The 17,287-nt window shown below is 61.5% G+C and carries 13 protein-coding genes; 1 reads left to right on the top strand and 12 read right to left on the bottom strand.

All coding sequences use genetic code 11. The features are described from left to right. Positions 1-2: 2 nt before the first annotated feature. The 12 genes from ACWIEX_RS11855 to ACWIEX_RS11800 all read right to left on the bottom strand — a co-directional run bounded on the left by ACWIEX_RS11855 (position 3) and on the right by ACWIEX_RS11800 (position 15,215). The gene (locus ACWIEX_RS11855) at positions 3-2,408 is read right to left on the bottom strand and encodes a glycogen/starch/alpha-glucan phosphorylase (protein ID WP_454033500.1); all 2,406 of its coding nucleotides are present in this window, start codon (positions 2,406-2,408) and stop codon (positions 3-5) included. Positions 2,409-2,680: 272 nt separating this feature from the next. Further along, a complete protein-coding gene (locus ACWIEX_RS11850; protein ID WP_454033196.1) occupies positions 2,681-3,937 on the bottom strand; it encodes a phospholipase D-like domain-containing protein in 1,257 nt (418 codons plus the stop codon). Between the two features lie 87 nt (positions 3,938-4,024). Then, positions 4,025-5,944: an AI-2E family transporter gene (locus ACWIEX_RS11845; protein WP_454033195.1), complete on the bottom strand. Its 1,920-nt coding sequence runs from the start codon at positions 5,942-5,944 to the stop codon at positions 4,025-4,027. Positions 5,945-6,010: 66 nt separating this feature from the next. After that, positions 6,011-7,600, bottom strand: a complete 1,590-nt coding sequence (locus ACWIEX_RS11840; RefSeq protein ID WP_454033194.1) for an OpgD/OpgG family glucan biosynthesis protein — start codon at positions 7,598-7,600, stop codon at positions 6,011-6,013. Positions 7,601-7,836: 236 nt separating this feature from the next. Further along, positions 7,837-8,886, bottom strand: coding sequence for a YihY/virulence factor BrkB family protein (locus ACWIEX_RS11835; protein ID WP_454033499.1), 1,050 nt, complete (start codon positions 8,884-8,886; stop codon positions 7,837-7,839). Positions 8,887-8,926: 40 nt separating this feature from the next. After that, the gene (locus tag ACWIEX_RS11830; protein ID WP_472841067.1) at positions 8,927-9,163 is read right to left on the bottom strand and encodes a hypothetical protein; all 237 of its coding nucleotides are present in this window, start codon (positions 9,161-9,163) and stop codon (positions 8,927-8,929) included. A gap of 177 nt (positions 9,164-9,340) precedes the next feature. Further along, positions 9,341-9,586, bottom strand: a complete 246-nt coding sequence (locus ACWIEX_RS11825) for a hypothetical protein (RefSeq protein WP_454033192.1) — start codon at positions 9,584-9,586, stop codon at positions 9,341-9,343. Between the two features lie 17 nt (positions 9,587-9,603). Beyond that, a complete protein-coding gene (locus ACWIEX_RS11820) occupies positions 9,604-11,844 on the bottom strand; it encodes a xanthine dehydrogenase family protein molybdopterin-binding subunit (protein WP_454033191.1) in 2,241 nt (746 codons plus the stop codon). A 10-nt stretch (positions 11,845-11,854) separates the two neighbouring features. Next, the gene (locus tag ACWIEX_RS11815; RefSeq protein WP_454033190.1) at positions 11,855-12,880 is read right to left on the bottom strand and encodes an FAD binding domain-containing protein; all 1,026 of its coding nucleotides are present in this window, start codon (positions 12,878-12,880) and stop codon (positions 11,855-11,857) included. After that, positions 12,877-13,392 (bottom strand): (2Fe-2S)-binding protein, encoded by a 516-nt coding sequence (locus ACWIEX_RS11810; RefSeq protein ID WP_454033189.1) that lies wholly within the window; start codon positions 13,390-13,392, stop codon positions 12,877-12,879. Before ACWIEX_RS11810 ends, ACWIEX_RS11815 begins: the two co-directional genes overlap by 4 nt. 120 nt (positions 13,393-13,512) lie before the next feature. Continuing rightward, a complete protein-coding gene (locus tag ACWIEX_RS11805) occupies positions 13,513-14,631 on the bottom strand; it encodes a catalase family protein (RefSeq protein WP_454033188.1) in 1,119 nt (372 codons plus the stop codon). An 80-nt stretch (positions 14,632-14,711) separates the two neighbouring features. Next, a complete protein-coding gene (locus tag ACWIEX_RS11800; protein WP_454033187.1) occupies positions 14,712-15,215 on the bottom strand; it encodes a YciE/YciF ferroxidase family protein in 504 nt (167 codons plus the stop codon). Between the two features lie 254 nt (positions 15,216-15,469). Here ACWIEX_RS11800 and ACWIEX_RS11795 point away from each other — a divergent pair, with 254 nt between their 5' ends. Next, complete coding sequence (locus tag ACWIEX_RS11795) at positions 15,470-17,263, top strand: thiamine pyrophosphate-requiring protein (RefSeq protein ID WP_454033186.1); 1,794 nt, start codon at positions 15,470-15,472, stop codon at positions 17,261-17,263. Positions 17,264-17,287 lie beyond the last annotated feature (24 nt).

Genomic DNA, 17,287 nt, shown 5'->3' with positions numbered 1-17,287 from the left:
CGTCAGCCTTGTCCCGATGCCGAGACCGGCAGGCTCCAGATGCGCTGCGCATATTCGCGGATGGCGCGGTCGGCGCTGAACCAGGCGCAATGCGCCGTGTTGTTCACCGACATGCGCCACCATCGCGTCTGATCCGCCCAGAGACTGTCGATCCGGCGCTGGGTGAGGCGATAGCTCTCGAAATCGTTGAGCACCATGAACCAGTCATTGGCGAGAAGCCCGTCGACGAGGCCGAGATAGCGGTCGCGGTCGCGCGGCGAATAGGCTCCGCCGGCCACGGCATCCAGAACGCCCTCCAGATGGGCAGAGGCATGGATGATGTCGGCACTTGGCCGTGGATCGCGTCTCGCCGCTTCGACCTCTTCCGCCGTCATGCCGAAGATGGCGATATTGTCCGCGCCGACCCGCTCGCCGATCTCGATATTGGCGCCGTCGAGCGTTCCGATGGTGATGGCGCCGTTCAGCGCGAATTTCATGTTGCCGGTGCCGGACGCCTCCATGCCTGCCGTCGAGATCTGCTCCGACAAATCCGCGGCCGGGATGATGGTTTCGGCGAGGCTGACATTGTAGTTCGGCAGGAAGACGACCTTGAGCCGGTCGCGTGTACTGATGTCGTTGTTCACCACCGCCGCGACATCGTTGATGAGATTGATGATCGATTTGGCGGTGGCGTAGTTCGAGGCGGCCTTGCCGGCGAAGATCTTCACCCGCGGCGCCCAATCGCGATAGGGCTCGGAGCGGATGGCGTCGTAGAGCGCAATCGTCTCGAGGATGTTGAGCAGCTGGCGCTTGTATTCGTGGATGCGCTTGATCTGGACGTCGAAGAGGGCGGCGGGATCGACGGTGATGCCGCAATCCTGGCGGATGATCCTGGCGAGCCGGAGCTTGTTCTCGCGGCGGATCCCAGCCAGCCGGTCATGGACGGCCGGATCATCGGCATGCTGTGCGAACTGGCGGATCAGCCCGATATCGTCCGCGACCTTCTCCCCGCAAGTTTCCTTGAGGAGGCTCGTCAGCCCCGGATTGGCATTAAGCAGCCAGCGGCGTGGCGTGATGCCGTTGGTGACGTTGGTGATCCGGTCCGGAAAGACCCGGTGCAGCGGTGCGAACACCGTTTCCTTCATCAGGTTGGAATGCAGGGCCGAGACGCCGTTGACCTTATGCGAGCCGACGAAGGCAAGATGGGCCATCCGCACCCGCCGCCCATGATATTCATCGATCAGGGAGAGGGCGGAGAGGTCGGACTCGGGGGTATCGCGGCGCACCCCGTCGAGGAAGCGGGCATTGATACCGAAGATGATCTGCATATGGCGCGGCAGCAACCGCTCCATCAGCGCGACCGGCCAGGTTTCCAGCGCTTCGGGCAGGAGCGTGTGGTTAGTGTAGGAGATCGTCGCCGTGGTGATCTCCCAGGCCCGCTCCCATTCGATCTCGTGCTCGTCGATCAGCAGGCGCATCAGCTCCGCGACCGCGAGCGACGGGTGCGTATCGTTGAGCTGGATCGACGACTTCTCGGCGAGGTTGTCGAGCGCCCCGAACTGGCGATGGTGCCGGCGGACGAGGTCCTGCAGCGAGGCGGAGGTGAAGAAGAACTCCTGACGCAGGCGCAGTTCCTGCCCGACCGGGGTCGAGTCATTGGGATAAAGCACCTTCGAGATCGCTTCCGCACGGTTGCGCTCGGCCACGGCCCCGACCAGGTCGCCCTGGTTGAAGGCATCGAGCGATAGCGGGTGCATCGCCCGCGCGCGCCACAGCCGCAAGGTATTGGCGTCGCGCCCCTGCCAGCCGACGACGGGGGTATCGTAGGCGACGGCGAAGATCGTTTCCTCCGGCGCCCAGAACACCTGACCGACCTTTTCGGTCGCGGTCACGCTTCCGCCAAAGCCGATCTTGTAGGCGCTCTCCCGCCGTTCGAATTCCCAAGGGTTGCGGAAGGAGAGCCAGTCCTCCGGCACCTCGATCTGCCGGCCGCCATCGATGCGCTGCTTGAACAAGCCGTGATCGTAGCGGATGCCGTAGCCGAGCGCCGGCACGCCGGTGGAGGCCATCGCCTCCATGTAGCAGGCGGCGAGCCGGCCCAGGCCGCCATTGCCGAGCGCAGCGTCCGGTTCGAGGTTCTCGATATCGGCGAGATCGACGCCGAGCTCGCGCAACGCCTGGGCCATCGCCCCGGTCAGGCCGAGATTGTTCAGCGTGTCGGCGAGAGAGCGGCCGATGAGGAATTCCAGGGACAGGTAGTAGACCCGCTTCCTGCCGGTCGCATAGCTCTCGCGGGTCGATTTCTGCCAGACGTCGATGACATGGTCGCGCGCGGCGAGAATCGCCGCCGTCAGCCAGTCATGCGCCTGCGCGACGGCTGGGTCCTTTCCGAGCGAATAGGAGAGCTTGCGTGTCACCTCCGCCTTCATGCGCTCGACCTGCTCGTCGGGCTCGTAGTGCACGGATGTTTCGCGAGGCAGAAGTGACAAGGCAGAGTCCTAGACTGAATTTGTTGTGCCACGATCTCGCAACGAGAGGGCTACATCAAGCCTCACTCCACCTTAGAAGAGCAACGCAATGTGTGTCCTGGCAGCATCCAGCCCCTTGCTTGCGTTATGGTACCCTGATGATTGCAAATTTATCGCTGCGCGACCGGCCGTAGGCCACACCATTCTGCGCCGAATAACGGGAGAGAGCGAGGTTAAATCTGAGAACTTGCGAGACTGGATATCCAGTCTGTCACCTTCTGATTCATGGAGCGGCTTTGCCAGTCCGAGAACGTGTAGGGCGTCGATGCTGCAGCATCTTTGTCGAACAAGGCCGTTTGAGCGCGAGCAAATTCCTGATCGAATAGAGTGATGTTGGCTTCATCGTTGAGACGCAAAGCGCGATCATCAATGTTGGTCGAGCCGACGGAGGTCCAAACATCGTCGACTATGATCAGCTTGCAATGAAAGAAGGTTGGCTGATACTCGCTGATCTTGATACCGGCCTGCAGTAGATCTCCCCATAAATGCCGCGACGCTTTCCTGACAATGCGGGCGTCTGTCTGCGAACCAGGGACCACGATCTGGATGTCGACGCCTCGTTTTCGAGCTTCGAGAAGTTGCTGCCGTGTCAGCTCGTCCGGCACAAAATATGGGGTCGCGATCCGGATGTTTTTCTGAGCAGCGGCAAGCGCAGTCATGAGCATCAGATGCATGACGTTGCGCTGATGGGTCGAGCTGACGACAACCTGTGTGCCGCGATCGCCGGCCGGGCTTATCTTGGGGAAGAAGCGATCGCCCAACAGCAATTCACCGGTCGCCTCGATCCAGTGCTCCGCGAAAGCGGCCTGGAATTCCGCCGCGGCGGGCCCCTCAACCCGGTAATGATTGTCGCGCCATTCGTTGGGCGAACGAGCATCGCCATTCCACTCGTCGGCGATGCCGACCCCACCCGTGAAGCCGAGGCGGCCATCGACGACCAGCAACTTCCGATGCGTACGATTGTTTACCCGGTCGATCGTGTACCAGGTGACCGGTCGAAATCGCACGACCTCGACACCGGCATCCTGCATTCGTTTGATCAAATGCTCATCCATGGGAAGGCTTCCGACCCAGTCGAGCAGGACCTTTACGCTCAGCCCTTCCCGAGCTTTAGCCGAGAGCGCGTCGGCGAATTCCTCCGCAATGGCTCCGCGCCAATAGATGTAGGTCTCGAAGGTGATGGTCTGCCTTGCCTCGCGGATAGCGCGCAACATGGCGGGGAAGATCTGGATACCGTTGACCAGCGTATCGATCCTGTTCCCAGGCAGGTAGTTCGATCCGAAAAGCGCTCCCATCGATGTCTTGAGCTGCTCATCCGATGAAGCCAGGTGATGAGGTAGCGGCTGCCTCAGCTCCTGCGGCTCGGGCAGCAGATTGAAGACAACGAGACATCCCGCGGCTCCAAGAACTGCTGACACGAGTGCGATCAAAACAGGACGTCCTCGCAATTTCACGAGCACCTCGGCTCAACTGTTAGGGGACGCATTCCAATCGGAGTGATGGCCGTCGCCACCCGATCACTTCGCTTCATTTCGTACCGCCAAGGCTAGGCAAGCTCGACAAATCCCTCGAAGGGAAGTTTCGACCGCGTCCATAGGACCGAGAAAATCCGATGAGGCGTTCGACGCTTGCGCCAACTGCCCGACGACAAGAATCGCATCCGGTATGCGGCGTCGCAGTCGCCTAACGGCATACTTCATCTGAGCCACCCCCCGAGGGGCGATCGAGCAAAGACAGATCAATGCAGGGTTTTGCTCGGCGAGGCGGTCCAAACCAGTGGTCAAAAGGGTAGTCGGGGGGAGCGCGTGTGCGGCTAATCCGTGCTTACCCAAAATCTGGCTCACCATGAGCGCGGCTGCCTCATCGAGTTGCGACCGCGCGCCGATGCAGACAACACCGCCGCCGTCCCGAAATGCTTCCTTCAGCTCAGCGATGGTGAGGACGGGCAAATCGGAGGCGCCCTCTTTTTCGTTGGTCTGCTCAACGGCGGCCTCGGTTTCAGGGTCTGCAGCAGCATTGTCGAGTGAGGGACGAAGGTCGTCATGGTCCGACAGATCCTCGACCACCTCGCGGATTGTCGCAAGAATCTGATTGCGCCTGGGAGCATCGAGAACGCCGCGCGCCTCGTCCGCCGCAGCGAGCCGCAAGCCTTCGAGCGCGACCTCGTCGTAATAGGCGGATAGCGAGCGTTCCTTCAGCACCTCCTCCGCCTTGTCGGCCGCTTCCGCGGGGTCTCCCGCGAGGATTCTCTGGTAGAAGATTTCCGGCGCTGAAAGGGGAGGGCGATCCCCCAACATGACGTCCAGGAATTCCAGCCTTTCGACATGCCGACCCAAGACCACCAGACACACAGTCAGTGGTGTCGCCAAGACGAGCCCGATGGGGCCCCATAACCATGTCCAGAATGTCGCCGCGACCACGATGGCGACAGGCGATAACCCGGTGGAGCGGCCATAGGCCAACGGTTCGATCACATGCCCGACAACCGGCTCGGCGATCACGAACAAGGTCGCCGTCAGTGCAAGCATCAACCATCCGGGATCAACCGATGCAGCGATCACCATCGGGAAAACTGCCGAGAGGATGGCGCCGAGATAGGGAATGAATCGAAGAATTGCCGCCAGGATTCCCCAGAGCAGAGCGCTGGGAACGCCGACCGCCCAGAGGCCGCAACCAATCACCACGCCAAACCCTGCGTTGACGATGAGCTGCGTGAGGAACAGCCGGCTGAGGCGCTTGGCGGCGTCGTCGAACGCGGCCGTGGTCTTCTGCAGGTCGTACGTGCCAGTCAATCGGATGAACCGGTTTCGAAGATCTTCGCGCTTCAAAAGGATGAAGACCACGAAGATCAGCACGATGCCCGTCGTCGTCAGAGGGTGGATCAAAGGAGATAGAAAGGCCTGCAGTGTTTCGAGCGCACCGGGCTCCGGTTGATGGACTTCAACTGGAATTGGGCGTCCATCTCGCGCAGGGCTCGGCCGCTCATCGGGAGCAGACGGATTTGCCTTAGGACGGTCGAGCTCCTTCCCCAGGTCCTGCAGGACATCCGCGGCACGGCTCAAAACACCGCTCTCGGGCCCCGAACCTTTCAGGGCGGCGATCTTGGCGCGGATCGTGCTCTGATAGGTCGGTAGATCACTTGCCAGCTGCGTCGCCTGGCCGAGCATCGCCATGGTCAAGGCCGCCAATATTGCGAAGGCGATCAATACGACGGCAAACACCGCCAGCGCTCGCGGAACACGCAGCTTCTGCAGACCTTTGACAAGCGGCGCCAAGACGAAGCTGAACAGGATTGCGAGCGCCACCGGGACGAAAACCTCTCGTCCGAAATACAGCGCAGCGATCACAAACGCGCCGATGGCAATGTTTGCGAGCCCATCGGCTGATGACCGGACTGCTGGTCTCGCGTCGGTGGATGAAGGCTCGATCGCGGGCATCGCCTGATATCTTTCAAACTCAGCGCCAGCGCCGTGCGCTCGACGGAAGGTCGGCCGTCGCACGAGTTATTGCTTTGGCGGTTGGAGCCGTGCGGCATCGCCCGGTGGGACTGACCAGGTCGCGGTCCAGGTCTCACTCAAGGTTCGATTACGTGTTCTGACGAACATGCGAAGCTCGGCCGACTGGCCGTCGGGCAGCGTCGCGTCGACGATGGCACGTGCCCCTTTCAAGGGCGCATTAAACGTCAGGATCTTCGTAGTGATCGTGCCGGCCGTTGTTGTCGCAACGAGTTCAAGGCGATCGGGCTCGCTGAGGTAATAGCCGAGATCGCCGCCGGCGAAGTCGACGATGAACCGCTTCGTGCCGCTTCCATCGACGATGCCGTCCTCGATATCCGAGCCATTAAAAGTCTGCTGCACCTGCGCGTACGGGTGAAGGTGCCAGGTCGTCGACAACGCCGAGATGCGATAGCGGAACTCGGTAGCATGTCCTATGGGCAGCGGTGAGTTCGGAGTCCAACAAGCGACGATATTGTCGAAGGTCTCGTTCGCCGTCGGGATTTCGATAAGGTCGATCCGGCCTTCGCCCCAGTCGCCTTGAGGCTGAACCCAATAGCCCGGCCGAGCATCATAACGTGCTTCCAAATCCTGATAGCTTCCGAAGTCGCGGTCGCGCTGCATCAAGCCGAAGCCGCGCGGATTCTTGTCGCCAAAGCTCGATATGCGCAGCGCTTTGGGGTTGCGAATGGGCCGCCATATCCATTCGCCATTGCCGGACTGCATCATCAGCCCGTCGGAATCGTGAATTTCGGGGCGGAAATCCGTCCGCTGGGCGAGATCGCCTTCGCCTGCCTGGAACATTGAAGTCAATGGCGCGACGCCGATCCGCTCGATCTCCCGGCGTGGGATGATCGTCGCGGTGACGTCCATGGAAGTGTCACGGCCCGGGCGGACCACATAGCGAAAAGCTCCAGCAACGGATGGAGAGTCGAGCAGCGCGTAGATGACGAGCTCAGTCGTGTCCCGCGTCGGTTCCTCCACCCAGAGCGCCCTCATGAAGGGGAATTCCTCGGGACCCTCGCCGCCGACATTTAGGGCAAGCGAGCGCGCCGAAAGCCCATAGCGATGGCCGCGCCCGATTAATCGGAAATAGCTGGCGCCCAGGAACGAGATCACCTCGTCCTGTACCTTCGGATCGTTCAGGTTTGTCGTCACCGCGAAACCCGCGAAACCAAGCGCGGGCGACAACCCCTTCGGCACCGGGACCTTGCCATATTCAAATAACCCGGTGGTGAACGGGATTGGAATCGCGTTGCCGTGGCTGATGATATGAACCTGGACGGGCTTGTTGTGCAGAAAGCCGAGATGGAACGGGAAAAGACGGAAATCGGATCCTCCATCGCGCCAGAAGGCCTTGTCGCGCCGGAAACGGATTTCGCGATAGCTGTCGTAGGTCAGACTTGAGAGTTCAGCCGGAATCTTTGCGCTTTCGGCGTCGAAAGGCTGTTTTGCCAGCGCCATCGCCCGCTGTACGACGTCATCATAACTGAAGCTTTTTGCCGGCGTCGCCGGTGTCTGCGCTTGCGCGACGCGGCTTGCGAGCGTGCTGGCGAGAGAAACCAGAGCGAGAACCGTGCGGCGAGACGGTGCATACACGGATATTCCCCCCGAAATGCGATGAGGCCTAGCAAGCCGACCTTAGAACGTACCTAATGTGCTCAAGTTCCGGCGCAGTTGGTTCGCGCGTTTGAAGCCGATGGTTCGCTCTGCTGTCGTGTCGAGGACAACGAACTTTGCTCAGTTGTTTCCAGCGTTGCCGGACTAACACGCTCCTGCCCACGGAAATCAGTCGCTGTGGTGGATCAACTCGATCCATCTGCCCGACGCTTCATTTACTGGGGTTTGCGATCTGCAGCGTCAGCGCCGCGCGTTCCGATAGGCATTGGAATGCCTTTGGTGGTGTCCCGATCAGTCTGCCGCTCGGCCTCGGCATTGAGCTCTGCCCCAGCCAAGAGGATAGTGGCGGATAACCACATCCAGGTCAGCAGTCCGATTACGGCACCGATCGCGCCATAGGTTTTGTTGTAATCCTCGAAATTGGCGACATACCAAGAGAAGAGGATCGAGCCGATGACCCACGCTATTGCCGCAACCAACGCGCCTGGGCTTACCCATTTCCATTGGGCATCGTCGCGACTTGGCCCGAAGCGGTAAAGGATGCCTAGGCCAATGACGAGCACGATGAACAGCAGAGGCCAACGCCCGATCGATATAAGCCATTCGCTCGCTGAACCCAGATAGACATAATCGAGAATGATGGGAATTGCTGCGATTGCCCCCAAGGCAATCAGCAGAAAAGCTATAATACCAGCCGTGAAGGCCAGCGACACTGCGTTCAGCTTTAAGAAGCCCCGCTTTTCGTCTTCGCCATAGGCAACATTCAAGGCATCGAAAAGCGCTTTCACGCCGGCATTTGCACTCCAAAGCGCCATGGCGAGGCTGGCGAAGAACGCAAAGCCCAATGTCGCGCCGCTGCCGCTGCTGATGTGGGTAATCTGATCGGTCAGAAAGCCTGTCGCGCCGGCGGGTAGGAAGGCGTCAAGCCCCTTGAGATGCTCGCCAATCGTGATTGGATCATTGACAAGGCCATAGATCGAGACAAAGGCGGTAAGGGCCGGAAAGAGAGCGAGCAGGCTGTAAAACGTTACGCCTGCGGCTACGGCTTGCACGCGGTCGCGATTCATCTCCGAATAGGTTCGACCGAGAATTTCACGCCAGCCGCGTCCTGGAATTTGCGTGGGTGCGGATGCTGCCAGCCCCGCTGCCGAACGCGCGTCCGACTCGCTTGCATATGCCAGTTCGCGATTGTCTCTACGAGGCCTGCCTAAGGTGAGGATCAAGGCAGTTACTACGCCCAACGCGCCAACTGTGAACGCCAACACTCGACCGCTGCTCCAATTGCCCTCAGGCCGGCTCGTGTGCTCAGTCATCATTGTCGATCTGGTGCCGGACTTCGGCGTCCGCCGCAGCTTCAATCGCTCGGGTTACTTTCAGTGTCAGATCGGGAAACTCCTCGACGATCTCGCTAGTCGCAATACCTGCAAGCTCGGCAGCGCCAATAGCTGCTTGGGCCAACTGCCGGGCGCGAGGATTACTGCCAGATTCAAGGAACGCCTCACTGGCTATATTGTCTGCGATCCAGCCTTCGACAAATGCCACAGCTCTTTCCGACATTTGAGCCTCTTTTGCCGCACTCCAGCCCAAACACACAGCATGCCGCCGGTAAGTTGCAATGGCGGATGAAATCGGACTCGATGCTCGCAGTTGACGGAGAATACCTCTATCTCCGGGCGAACTGAGAGCTTCCGCAGCTGCCGAACGGATGCGCAGCCTCTCTCAATCCTTGCGCAGCTTGCCCAGATTTCCTGGTAGGCCTGACACCCCAAGATCGTCTGGGCGATTCAACCCTTCCGCAGGCTCGGGTCCATGACTGTTCTGGCCCTTGTGCTCTTCATCCCAAGCCCGGATCGCAGCGGTCAGATCGGCATGTTCGGCCCCGGACGGAGATCCTTCAGGAGCATCTGAAAGCGAGCTCGCCCGCGCGACGGCCGCCTTGTACTCGTCGTGGTTCGAGATTTTCACATTGATCTCCTTTCCGATTACGCAGCCAGCAGCTTGTCGATGGTCATAGGAAGGCAGCGCAGGCGCTTGCCGGTGGCATGAAAAATCGCGTTGGCGATTGCTGCCGCTGTGCCGACAATTCCGATTTCACCGAGCCCCTTGACGCCGATTGGGCTGGCCTTGTCGTCGTGCTCTTCCACGAATAGCACGTCGATATCGTAGATGTCGGCGTTGGCAGGGACATGATACTCGGCGAGCGAGTGGTTCACGATACGGCCGAGCCTATGGTCCGTCAGCGTCTCCTCATGCAACGCCATGCCTATGCCCCAGACAACACCGCCGATGATCTGGCTGCGCGCTGTCTTGGGATTGAGAATGCGCCCGGCGGCGACCGCGTTGACGACCCGCGTCACGCGAATCTGCCCAAGCTCCTCGTCGATACGCACCTCCGCGAATACGGCGGAGTGCGTGTATGCGGCATAGCGCATCGGCCCGACCAGATCGGGGCTCACGCTCGTCTCGGCATCCAGTTTCGTTTTGCCGGACGCGGCGATCGCTTTGGCTAGCGAGACAGACTTTTCGGGATTGGTTCGCAGCAGGATTGCGCCGTTGGTGAAGGCGATATCGTCGGCGCTGGCATCAGCCAGGGGCGAGCCCTCCATCTTCCGCGCCAGCTTGAATAGCTGCGCCTGCAGCTCCTGGCAGGCGGCCATTACGGCACTACCGGCTGAAGCCGCTGTCCAGGATCCTCCTTGGACCGGCGAAGCGGGCAGAGTGGAGTCCGCTAGTTTAACGGTGACCTGCTCCATATCCAGGCCGAGAGTCTCTGCGCCGATCTGTGCGAGGATCGTGTAGGTGCCAGTCCCGATGTCGGATGTGGCGCAGGCCAGTTCCAGCCGACCATCGATGGCGAGGACGGCGCGTGCGGTCGTCTTCATCATCCCGGCTTCCCAGACGCCGCCGGCCATCCCCCAGCCGATCAGCTCGCGACCCTCGCGCATGCTGCCCGCCTGCGCGCTGCGCCTGCTCCAGCCGAACCGTGCTGCGCCCTCGCGATAGCAGGCGCGCAGCTCCTTCGAGGTGAAGGCCTTTCCGTCGTTCTCGTCGTGATCGGTATAGTTTCGGAGTCGCAGCTCGATCGGGTCAATGTTCGCCGCGGCCGCCAGTTCGTCCATCGCGCTTTCGAGGGCGAACAAGCCGAGTGGTGCTCCAGGGGCGCGCATGTCTCCGGGTGAGGAAATGTCCAGTTTGGCCAGCTCGTAGCCCAGCTCGACATTCGGAGCGTGGTAGAGCAGGCCGGACCAGTTGACGACGTTCTCCTGGTGGTCCTCGTACTGCGAGGTCGCGGCAACGGCGTGATGCTGGATCGAGACGAGCTTGCCGCCGGCGTCTGCCGCCAGTGCCACGGCATTGATGGTTTCGGGCCGGTGCACATGGCTGAACATCTGTTGCCGCGTCAGCTCGACGCGCACGGAGCGTTCCAGCGCGAGAGCGGCCATCACCGCCAGGAACAATTGATGCTGCGGGCGCAGGCCCGAGCCGAAGCCGCCACCCACATACGGCGATATGACTCGAACGTCGTCCCTCGACAGACCGAAGACACTGGCGACGTAGGCCTGGCTGTTCTGCACGCCTTGTGTCTTGTCGTGGACGGTAATCTTGCCGTTGCCTTCCCAGATCACCGTCGTGGCGTGGAGCTCCATCGGATTGTGATGCTCGGGAGCGATGGTGTATTCCGCGCTCACGCGAAAGGGCGCCTCGCTGAAAGCCGTCACCGCGTCGCCTCGCGGATCGGGAGGCGGCGCGATGCCCATGCGCTTCTTAGGCGGCTCGTACGCATCCTTTCGGGCGATACGCAGATCGGTGAGATGAGGCCGTTGCTCATATGAAACCGACACGAGAGCGGCCGCGTCCCGGGCTGCGTCGAAGCTCGTCGCGACGACCAATGCGATGGGCTGCCCGCTGAACTGGATCTCGTCGCTGTAGAGGGGGCGGAAAGGCGATCCCGGAGGTCCGACCTGATCGCGGTACTTGTAGGTGAACCAGGCTGTTCGCGGCTTGTTTTCGTGCGTGAAGACCTTGATCACGCCAGGTGCCGCTTCTGCTGCGCTGACATCTATGGCCTCGATGCTTCCGCGCGCGATCGCGCTCTCGACGATGTAGCCATAGCCAAGGTCGCTCGCGGCAAACTCCGCTGCGTAGGTTGCGGCGCCCGTGACCTTGGCCGGCCCGTCGACGCGATTGCGTGGGGCGCCGATATGGGGATCGTTTCTCAGCATGGCGCTCTCCTCACGCGATCCGCTTGTCGGCAAGCGACTGCGGCGTGCCAGCTGCCCCCTGTGACAGCGCGCGAACAATTGCGCGGCGCGCCAAATCGATCTTGAAGGCATTGTGCTCGTGGGGCCGGGCGCCTTCGAGCAGGATATCGGCTGCGCGGGAGAACGCTGTCTCGTCGGCGGGCAGGCCGACAAGCGCTTCCTCGGCTTCCTGCCTTCGCCAGGGCTTGTGCGCGACGCCTCCGAGCGCCAGTCGCGCCGCGGTAATGCGTCCGCCATCGAGCTGCAGCGCAGACGCCACCGATACGAGGGCGAAGGCATAAGAGAGGCGATCGCGCAGCTTCAGGTAGGTGTGGTTCGCCGCGAAGGCTGCAACCTCGCGCGGCAGGATCACCGCGAGGACGATCTCGCCCTCGCGCAGGGTGTTGTCCCGCTGCGGCTCATCGCCGGGAAGGCGGTGATAATCCGCGAAGGCGATGCGACGTTCACCGGCGGGTCCGGCGACCTCGACGGTGGCATCGAGCGCCGCAAGCGCGACGCACATATCGGATGGGTGCGTCGCGATGCAGTGGTCGCTCGCACCCATGATGGCATGGATGCGATTCACGCCGCCGATGGCGCTGCAGCCCGCACCGGGCTCGCGCTTGTTGCAGGCTGTCGCGACGTCGTTGAAATAGTAGCAACGGGTGCGCTGATTGAGGTTGCCGCCGGTCGTCGCGGCGTTCCGCAATTGTGGCGTCGCGCCTGCCAGGACCGCTTGGGCCAGCAGTGGGAAGCGCGAATTGATCCGCTGATCGTAGGAGACATCGCTGTTCGGCACGAGGGCGCCGATGCGCAAACCGCCATCCGGTATCTCGGAGATGCCGCTCAACTCCTGGAGACGCGTCACGTCGACGAGTTCGGCCGGGCGCTCGACCTCGTACTTCATGAGGTCCACGAGGTTCGTTCCGCCGGCAATGATGGCGGCAGCCGGGTTGTCCTGGAGATGCGAGATCGCGTCGGCGACCGTCTGGGCGCGATGATACGAAAAACGATTCATTCCGCGGCCTCCCGGACGAAGCCGGAGCGCTGGGCCAGAACGTCCTCGATCGCGTCGACGATGTTCGGATAGGCGCCGCAGCGACAGATGTTGCCACTCATCAGTTCGCGAATCTCGTCTCGCGTGACGGCATGCCCTTCTTCGATCAGCGCGATGCCGGAGCAGATCTGTCCGGGCGTGCAATAACCGCACTGGAACGCGTCGCGCTCGATGAAAGCCTGCTGCAACGGATGCACGGCGCCGCCGCCTCCGATCCCCTCGATTGTCGTGATCTCCTTGCCATCCTGCATCACGGCGAGCTGGAGACAGGAATTGATGCGGCGGCCGTCGATGAGGACGGTACATGCGCCGCACTGTCCGTGATCGCATCCCTTCTTGGTGCCCGTCAGGTCCAGATCGTGACGCAGCAGGTCGAGCAGCGTGGTCGTGGACTGCACCTCGATGAGGTGCGGCTTGCCATTGAGCGTGATCTGGATCGGAATAGCGGGCGAGCCCGTCTGGGTCTGGGACATCCGAAGCGCTCCGATCCGATGATGATGATGACCCCCCGGCCTGATATGGTTCCAACAGGAAGGTGCGAACGAAGTTCCGTGGAATTGGAATGGTTCGCGATAGGATCGGTTCGAGGCCGCTCAGGCAGGCAGATCGACGTCGTCCAGCTTCCGCGGCTGGTGCATGGGGCAGCCGCTGTGCTCCGAGCGGAACCGGGCCGAGCTACGATAGGCAGCCTTGCGCAGCCGCATGATGGAGCCGAGCGGGCGATGCGCCGCAAGCCCATGCCAAGGGCTGAACGACTGGCCGTCGTCGATGGCGCGCGACTTTTCCGCATCCCACGCGATCTGCGCGGGCGCGCTGATGGTCGCGATTGTCCGATAGGGGCTGATATCCTGCGGCCACTCGACGCTCGCGTTCTCGATCGGCATCACTTCTAGATCAGTGCAGAGCTGAACACGCAGCTCCCAGCGCCCGCCGTGATGAGCAAAGAACTCATTGCAGGCCTCCCGCAAGCCATCAGGATGCCTGAAGAGCTCGACCGGCTGATCAGTCAGGCTGGTCAGGTCGGGCGGAACCGGAGCGAGTTGAACTTTGGCCATGTATTCACCAAACAAAATCGGGGCGGCGCTGAAATATGTCTCGCCGAGAGGATGCGTGGCAGGATGACCGCCGAGCGGCTTAAGCGCGGCGCTGTCCCCTCCCACCGCCTCGACAGCGGTTGCCAACCCTCGCAAGGTGTAACTCAGCGCCTTTTTGAGGAACTGGGCTTTATCGGTTGTCGCGGCGAGCAGCTTTAGGTTGCCAAGAAACGCCTTGCCGGTGGGAGCGGCAAAGACAGGCTCGTTGACGAGCACGAAATCCTGCACAGTCTCGCTCTCCGAACCCGGAAGCCGTTCTCCTTCGACGCCGATCACCTTGAATGCGAGACCGCGAGGCACCGACACGTCGTCGTCGAGCACATCGCCAGGGATGGTCGAGAGCCGCATAATCACAGGGTAAGAGCCGGGCCGAGCGAACAAACCTTGGGCGAGTTCGGGTGGCAGGTCGGGCGCGACGGTGAGCTCGCCTTGCAGCAGCGCATGGCTCTTGGCGTGGACGCTGCGCAGGACACGGCCTTCTTCCTTAAGCGTCGTCTCGCTGATGCTTCGGAGTGTCGCGACGAGACCATCTTCAGTCGCGCGCTCCTGGGGCTCCGGTTGCTCGTACTCAGGTTGAAACGGCAGGGGGCAAACGGCAGAATCACGGTACTGGCTCATGACAGGCTCCTGGGAAGAACGCCACTGAAGCGGCCGCGACAAGCTAAGCGCTCCCGTCTTGGACGGGAGCGCTTGAGGAGTCAGGCGGCCTTGCGATTGATCCCGCCGGTGGCGAGCTTCGTCAGTTTCTTATCGGTGGCAGCCTCTTCATCTAGATTCTGCTGAAGCAATGCCGCGCAGTCATCGCGTCCAAGCTGTTTGGCCCACGCTACGAGCGTGCCATAGCGCGTGATCTCGTAATGCTCGACAGCCTGCGCGGCAGCAACTAGCGCGGCATCGAGCACCTGCTTGTCTTCGACCTCGCCCGCGACCTCGCTTGCCTCCTTGATGATGCCGTCGATCGCGGGGCAGGTGACGCCCTTTTCCTCGACGCCGTGCTGCTTGAACACCTGCTTTAGCCGCTGGATATGACCCTCGGTTTCCCCGAGATGGGTCTCGAAGCCGGACTTCAATTCCGGGCTCGTCGCCTTCTCGATCATGTCAGGCAGCGCCTTCTTGATCTGGTGTTCGGCATAATAGATGTCGCGCAGCGTATGGACGAACAGATCGTCCATCGTGGCGATGTCCTTGGAGAACCAACCCATGGTCGTTTCCTTTCGGTGAGGGGTGATAGCCCCTCAACGAGCCGCGCCTGACGTCGTTCCTTCGAAACAGGTGCGTTTTGCGGTTCCTCTGGGGTCGCCGCAGCGCCTTCGGATCTCTAACGGTGACTCGAAGGGGAACCTCGCTTGGAGCAGGCTGTTCAGCTCAGAACCTAAGCGCTGGGGGAACTGCGCACGGCGTTGAATGAGACGGGAACGCGTCTCGTATTGCGCTGTCCAATCCTCTGGAGAGCCTAATGGCCGATACCGTCTCGGATTTCATCTGGAGCCGATTGCACGAATGGGGAGTCAGGCGTGTCTACGGCTATCCCGGTGACGGGATCGGCGGACTGATCGCGGCGCTGCAGCGACGCGAGAAAGATATCGAGTTCGTCCAGGCCCGGCATGAGGAGATGGCGAGCCTCATGGCATCGGGTGAGAGCCGCTTCACCGGAAAAGTCGGGGTATGCATTGCGACCTCGGGGCCTGGAGCGGTTCACCTGCTCAACGGTCTCTACGATGCACGGCTGGATCATCGTCCGGTGGTAGCACTCGTCGGCCAGCAGGCTCGCTCGGCAATGGGCTCGCACTATCAGCAGGATCTCGATCTTCAATCGCTCTTCAAGGATGTGGCCGGCGCCTATATCGAGACAGCATCAGTTCCTGCCCAGGTGCCTCACCTGATCGATCGTGCCTTCAGGATTGCTGAGGCGGAACGTCGCGTAACATGCGTGATCCTTCCAAACGACCTCCAGCTCGAAACGATGGAAGAGCCGTCGCGCGGACACGGGATGACGCATTCCGGCGTCGGGATCGAACTGTCACCCGTGGTCCCGGCCGAGCCGGCTCTGCAGCGTGCGGCTGATGTGCTCAATGCTGGAGAGAAGGTGGCAATCCTGGTCGGAGCCGGCGCACTGGGCGCGACCGATGCTGTGCTCGCTACGTCGGAGAAGCTAAAGGCTGGAATCGCGAAGGCGTTGCTTGGCAAGGCGGCGGTGCCCGACGACGTGTCGTTCTGCACCGGCTCGATTGGCCTACTCGGTACAAAGGCGAGTTGGGACCTCATGCAGGGCTGCGACACGCTGCTGATGGTCGGTTCGGGCTTTCCCTATACCGAGTTCCTGCCGAAGCCGGGACAGGCGCGCGGTGTCCAGATCGACATCGATGCCGGGATGCTGGGCCTGCGCTATCCGATGGAGGTCAATCTGATCGGTGATGCAGCGGCGACGCTGGAAGCGCTCCTGCCCCTGCTGAAACCGAAGGCAGATAATGAATGGCGGGCGATGATCGAGACGAATGTCAGTGAAGGCTGGCAGGAAGTCCGTGATAGCGCACTGGTCAAAGCCTCGCCGATCAATCCCCAGCGCGTCGCGTCTGAATTATCGGATCGCCTGCCGGACCAATGCATCGTCACCGCCGACAGCGGGACAACCACTGTCTGGTATGCGCGGCATCTCCGATTCCGGCGTGGGATGATGGGATCGGTTTCCGGCACACTCGCGACGATGGGCTGTGCCGTTCCCTATGCCATCGCCGCGAAGTTCGCGCACCCCGACCGGCCTGTGATTGCGCTGGCGGGCGACGGCGCGATGCAGATGAACGGTATGTCCGAGCTGGTGACCATCGCGAAATATTGGAAACGGTGGCGTGATCCCCGTTTGATCGTGATGGTGCTGAACAATCGCGAGCTGGCCTATGTGACCTGGGAGGAGCGCATCCAGGCCGGCGATCCGAAGTGGCCGACGAGCCAGGATTTGCCTGACATTCCTTACGCCGATATCGCGAAGCTCATGGGTTTGAATGGGCGTCGTGTCGTAGACCCGGAGCAGGTCGGGCCGGCATGGGACGAGGCTCTTGCGGCCGACCGACCATTCATTCTCGACATGGTCACCGATCCGAACGTTCCTCCGCTCCCGCCCCACATTACCCTCGCTCAGGCGCGTGGATTGACTGGCGCACTGATGAAGGGCGATCCGGAGGCCGGAAACGTGGTCACGAATACCGCACGGTCGCTTCTGGGGACCTTGCTGCCATCGAGGAAGGATCGCTGACTACGCCTCCCCGCAAGTGACACG

The sequence above is a fragment of the Allobosea sp. NPDC055353 genome, assembly GCF_053644975.1.
The sequence above is the reverse complement of the archived record's forward strand: the minus strand, read 5'-3'. Positions and strand labels throughout refer to the sequence as shown.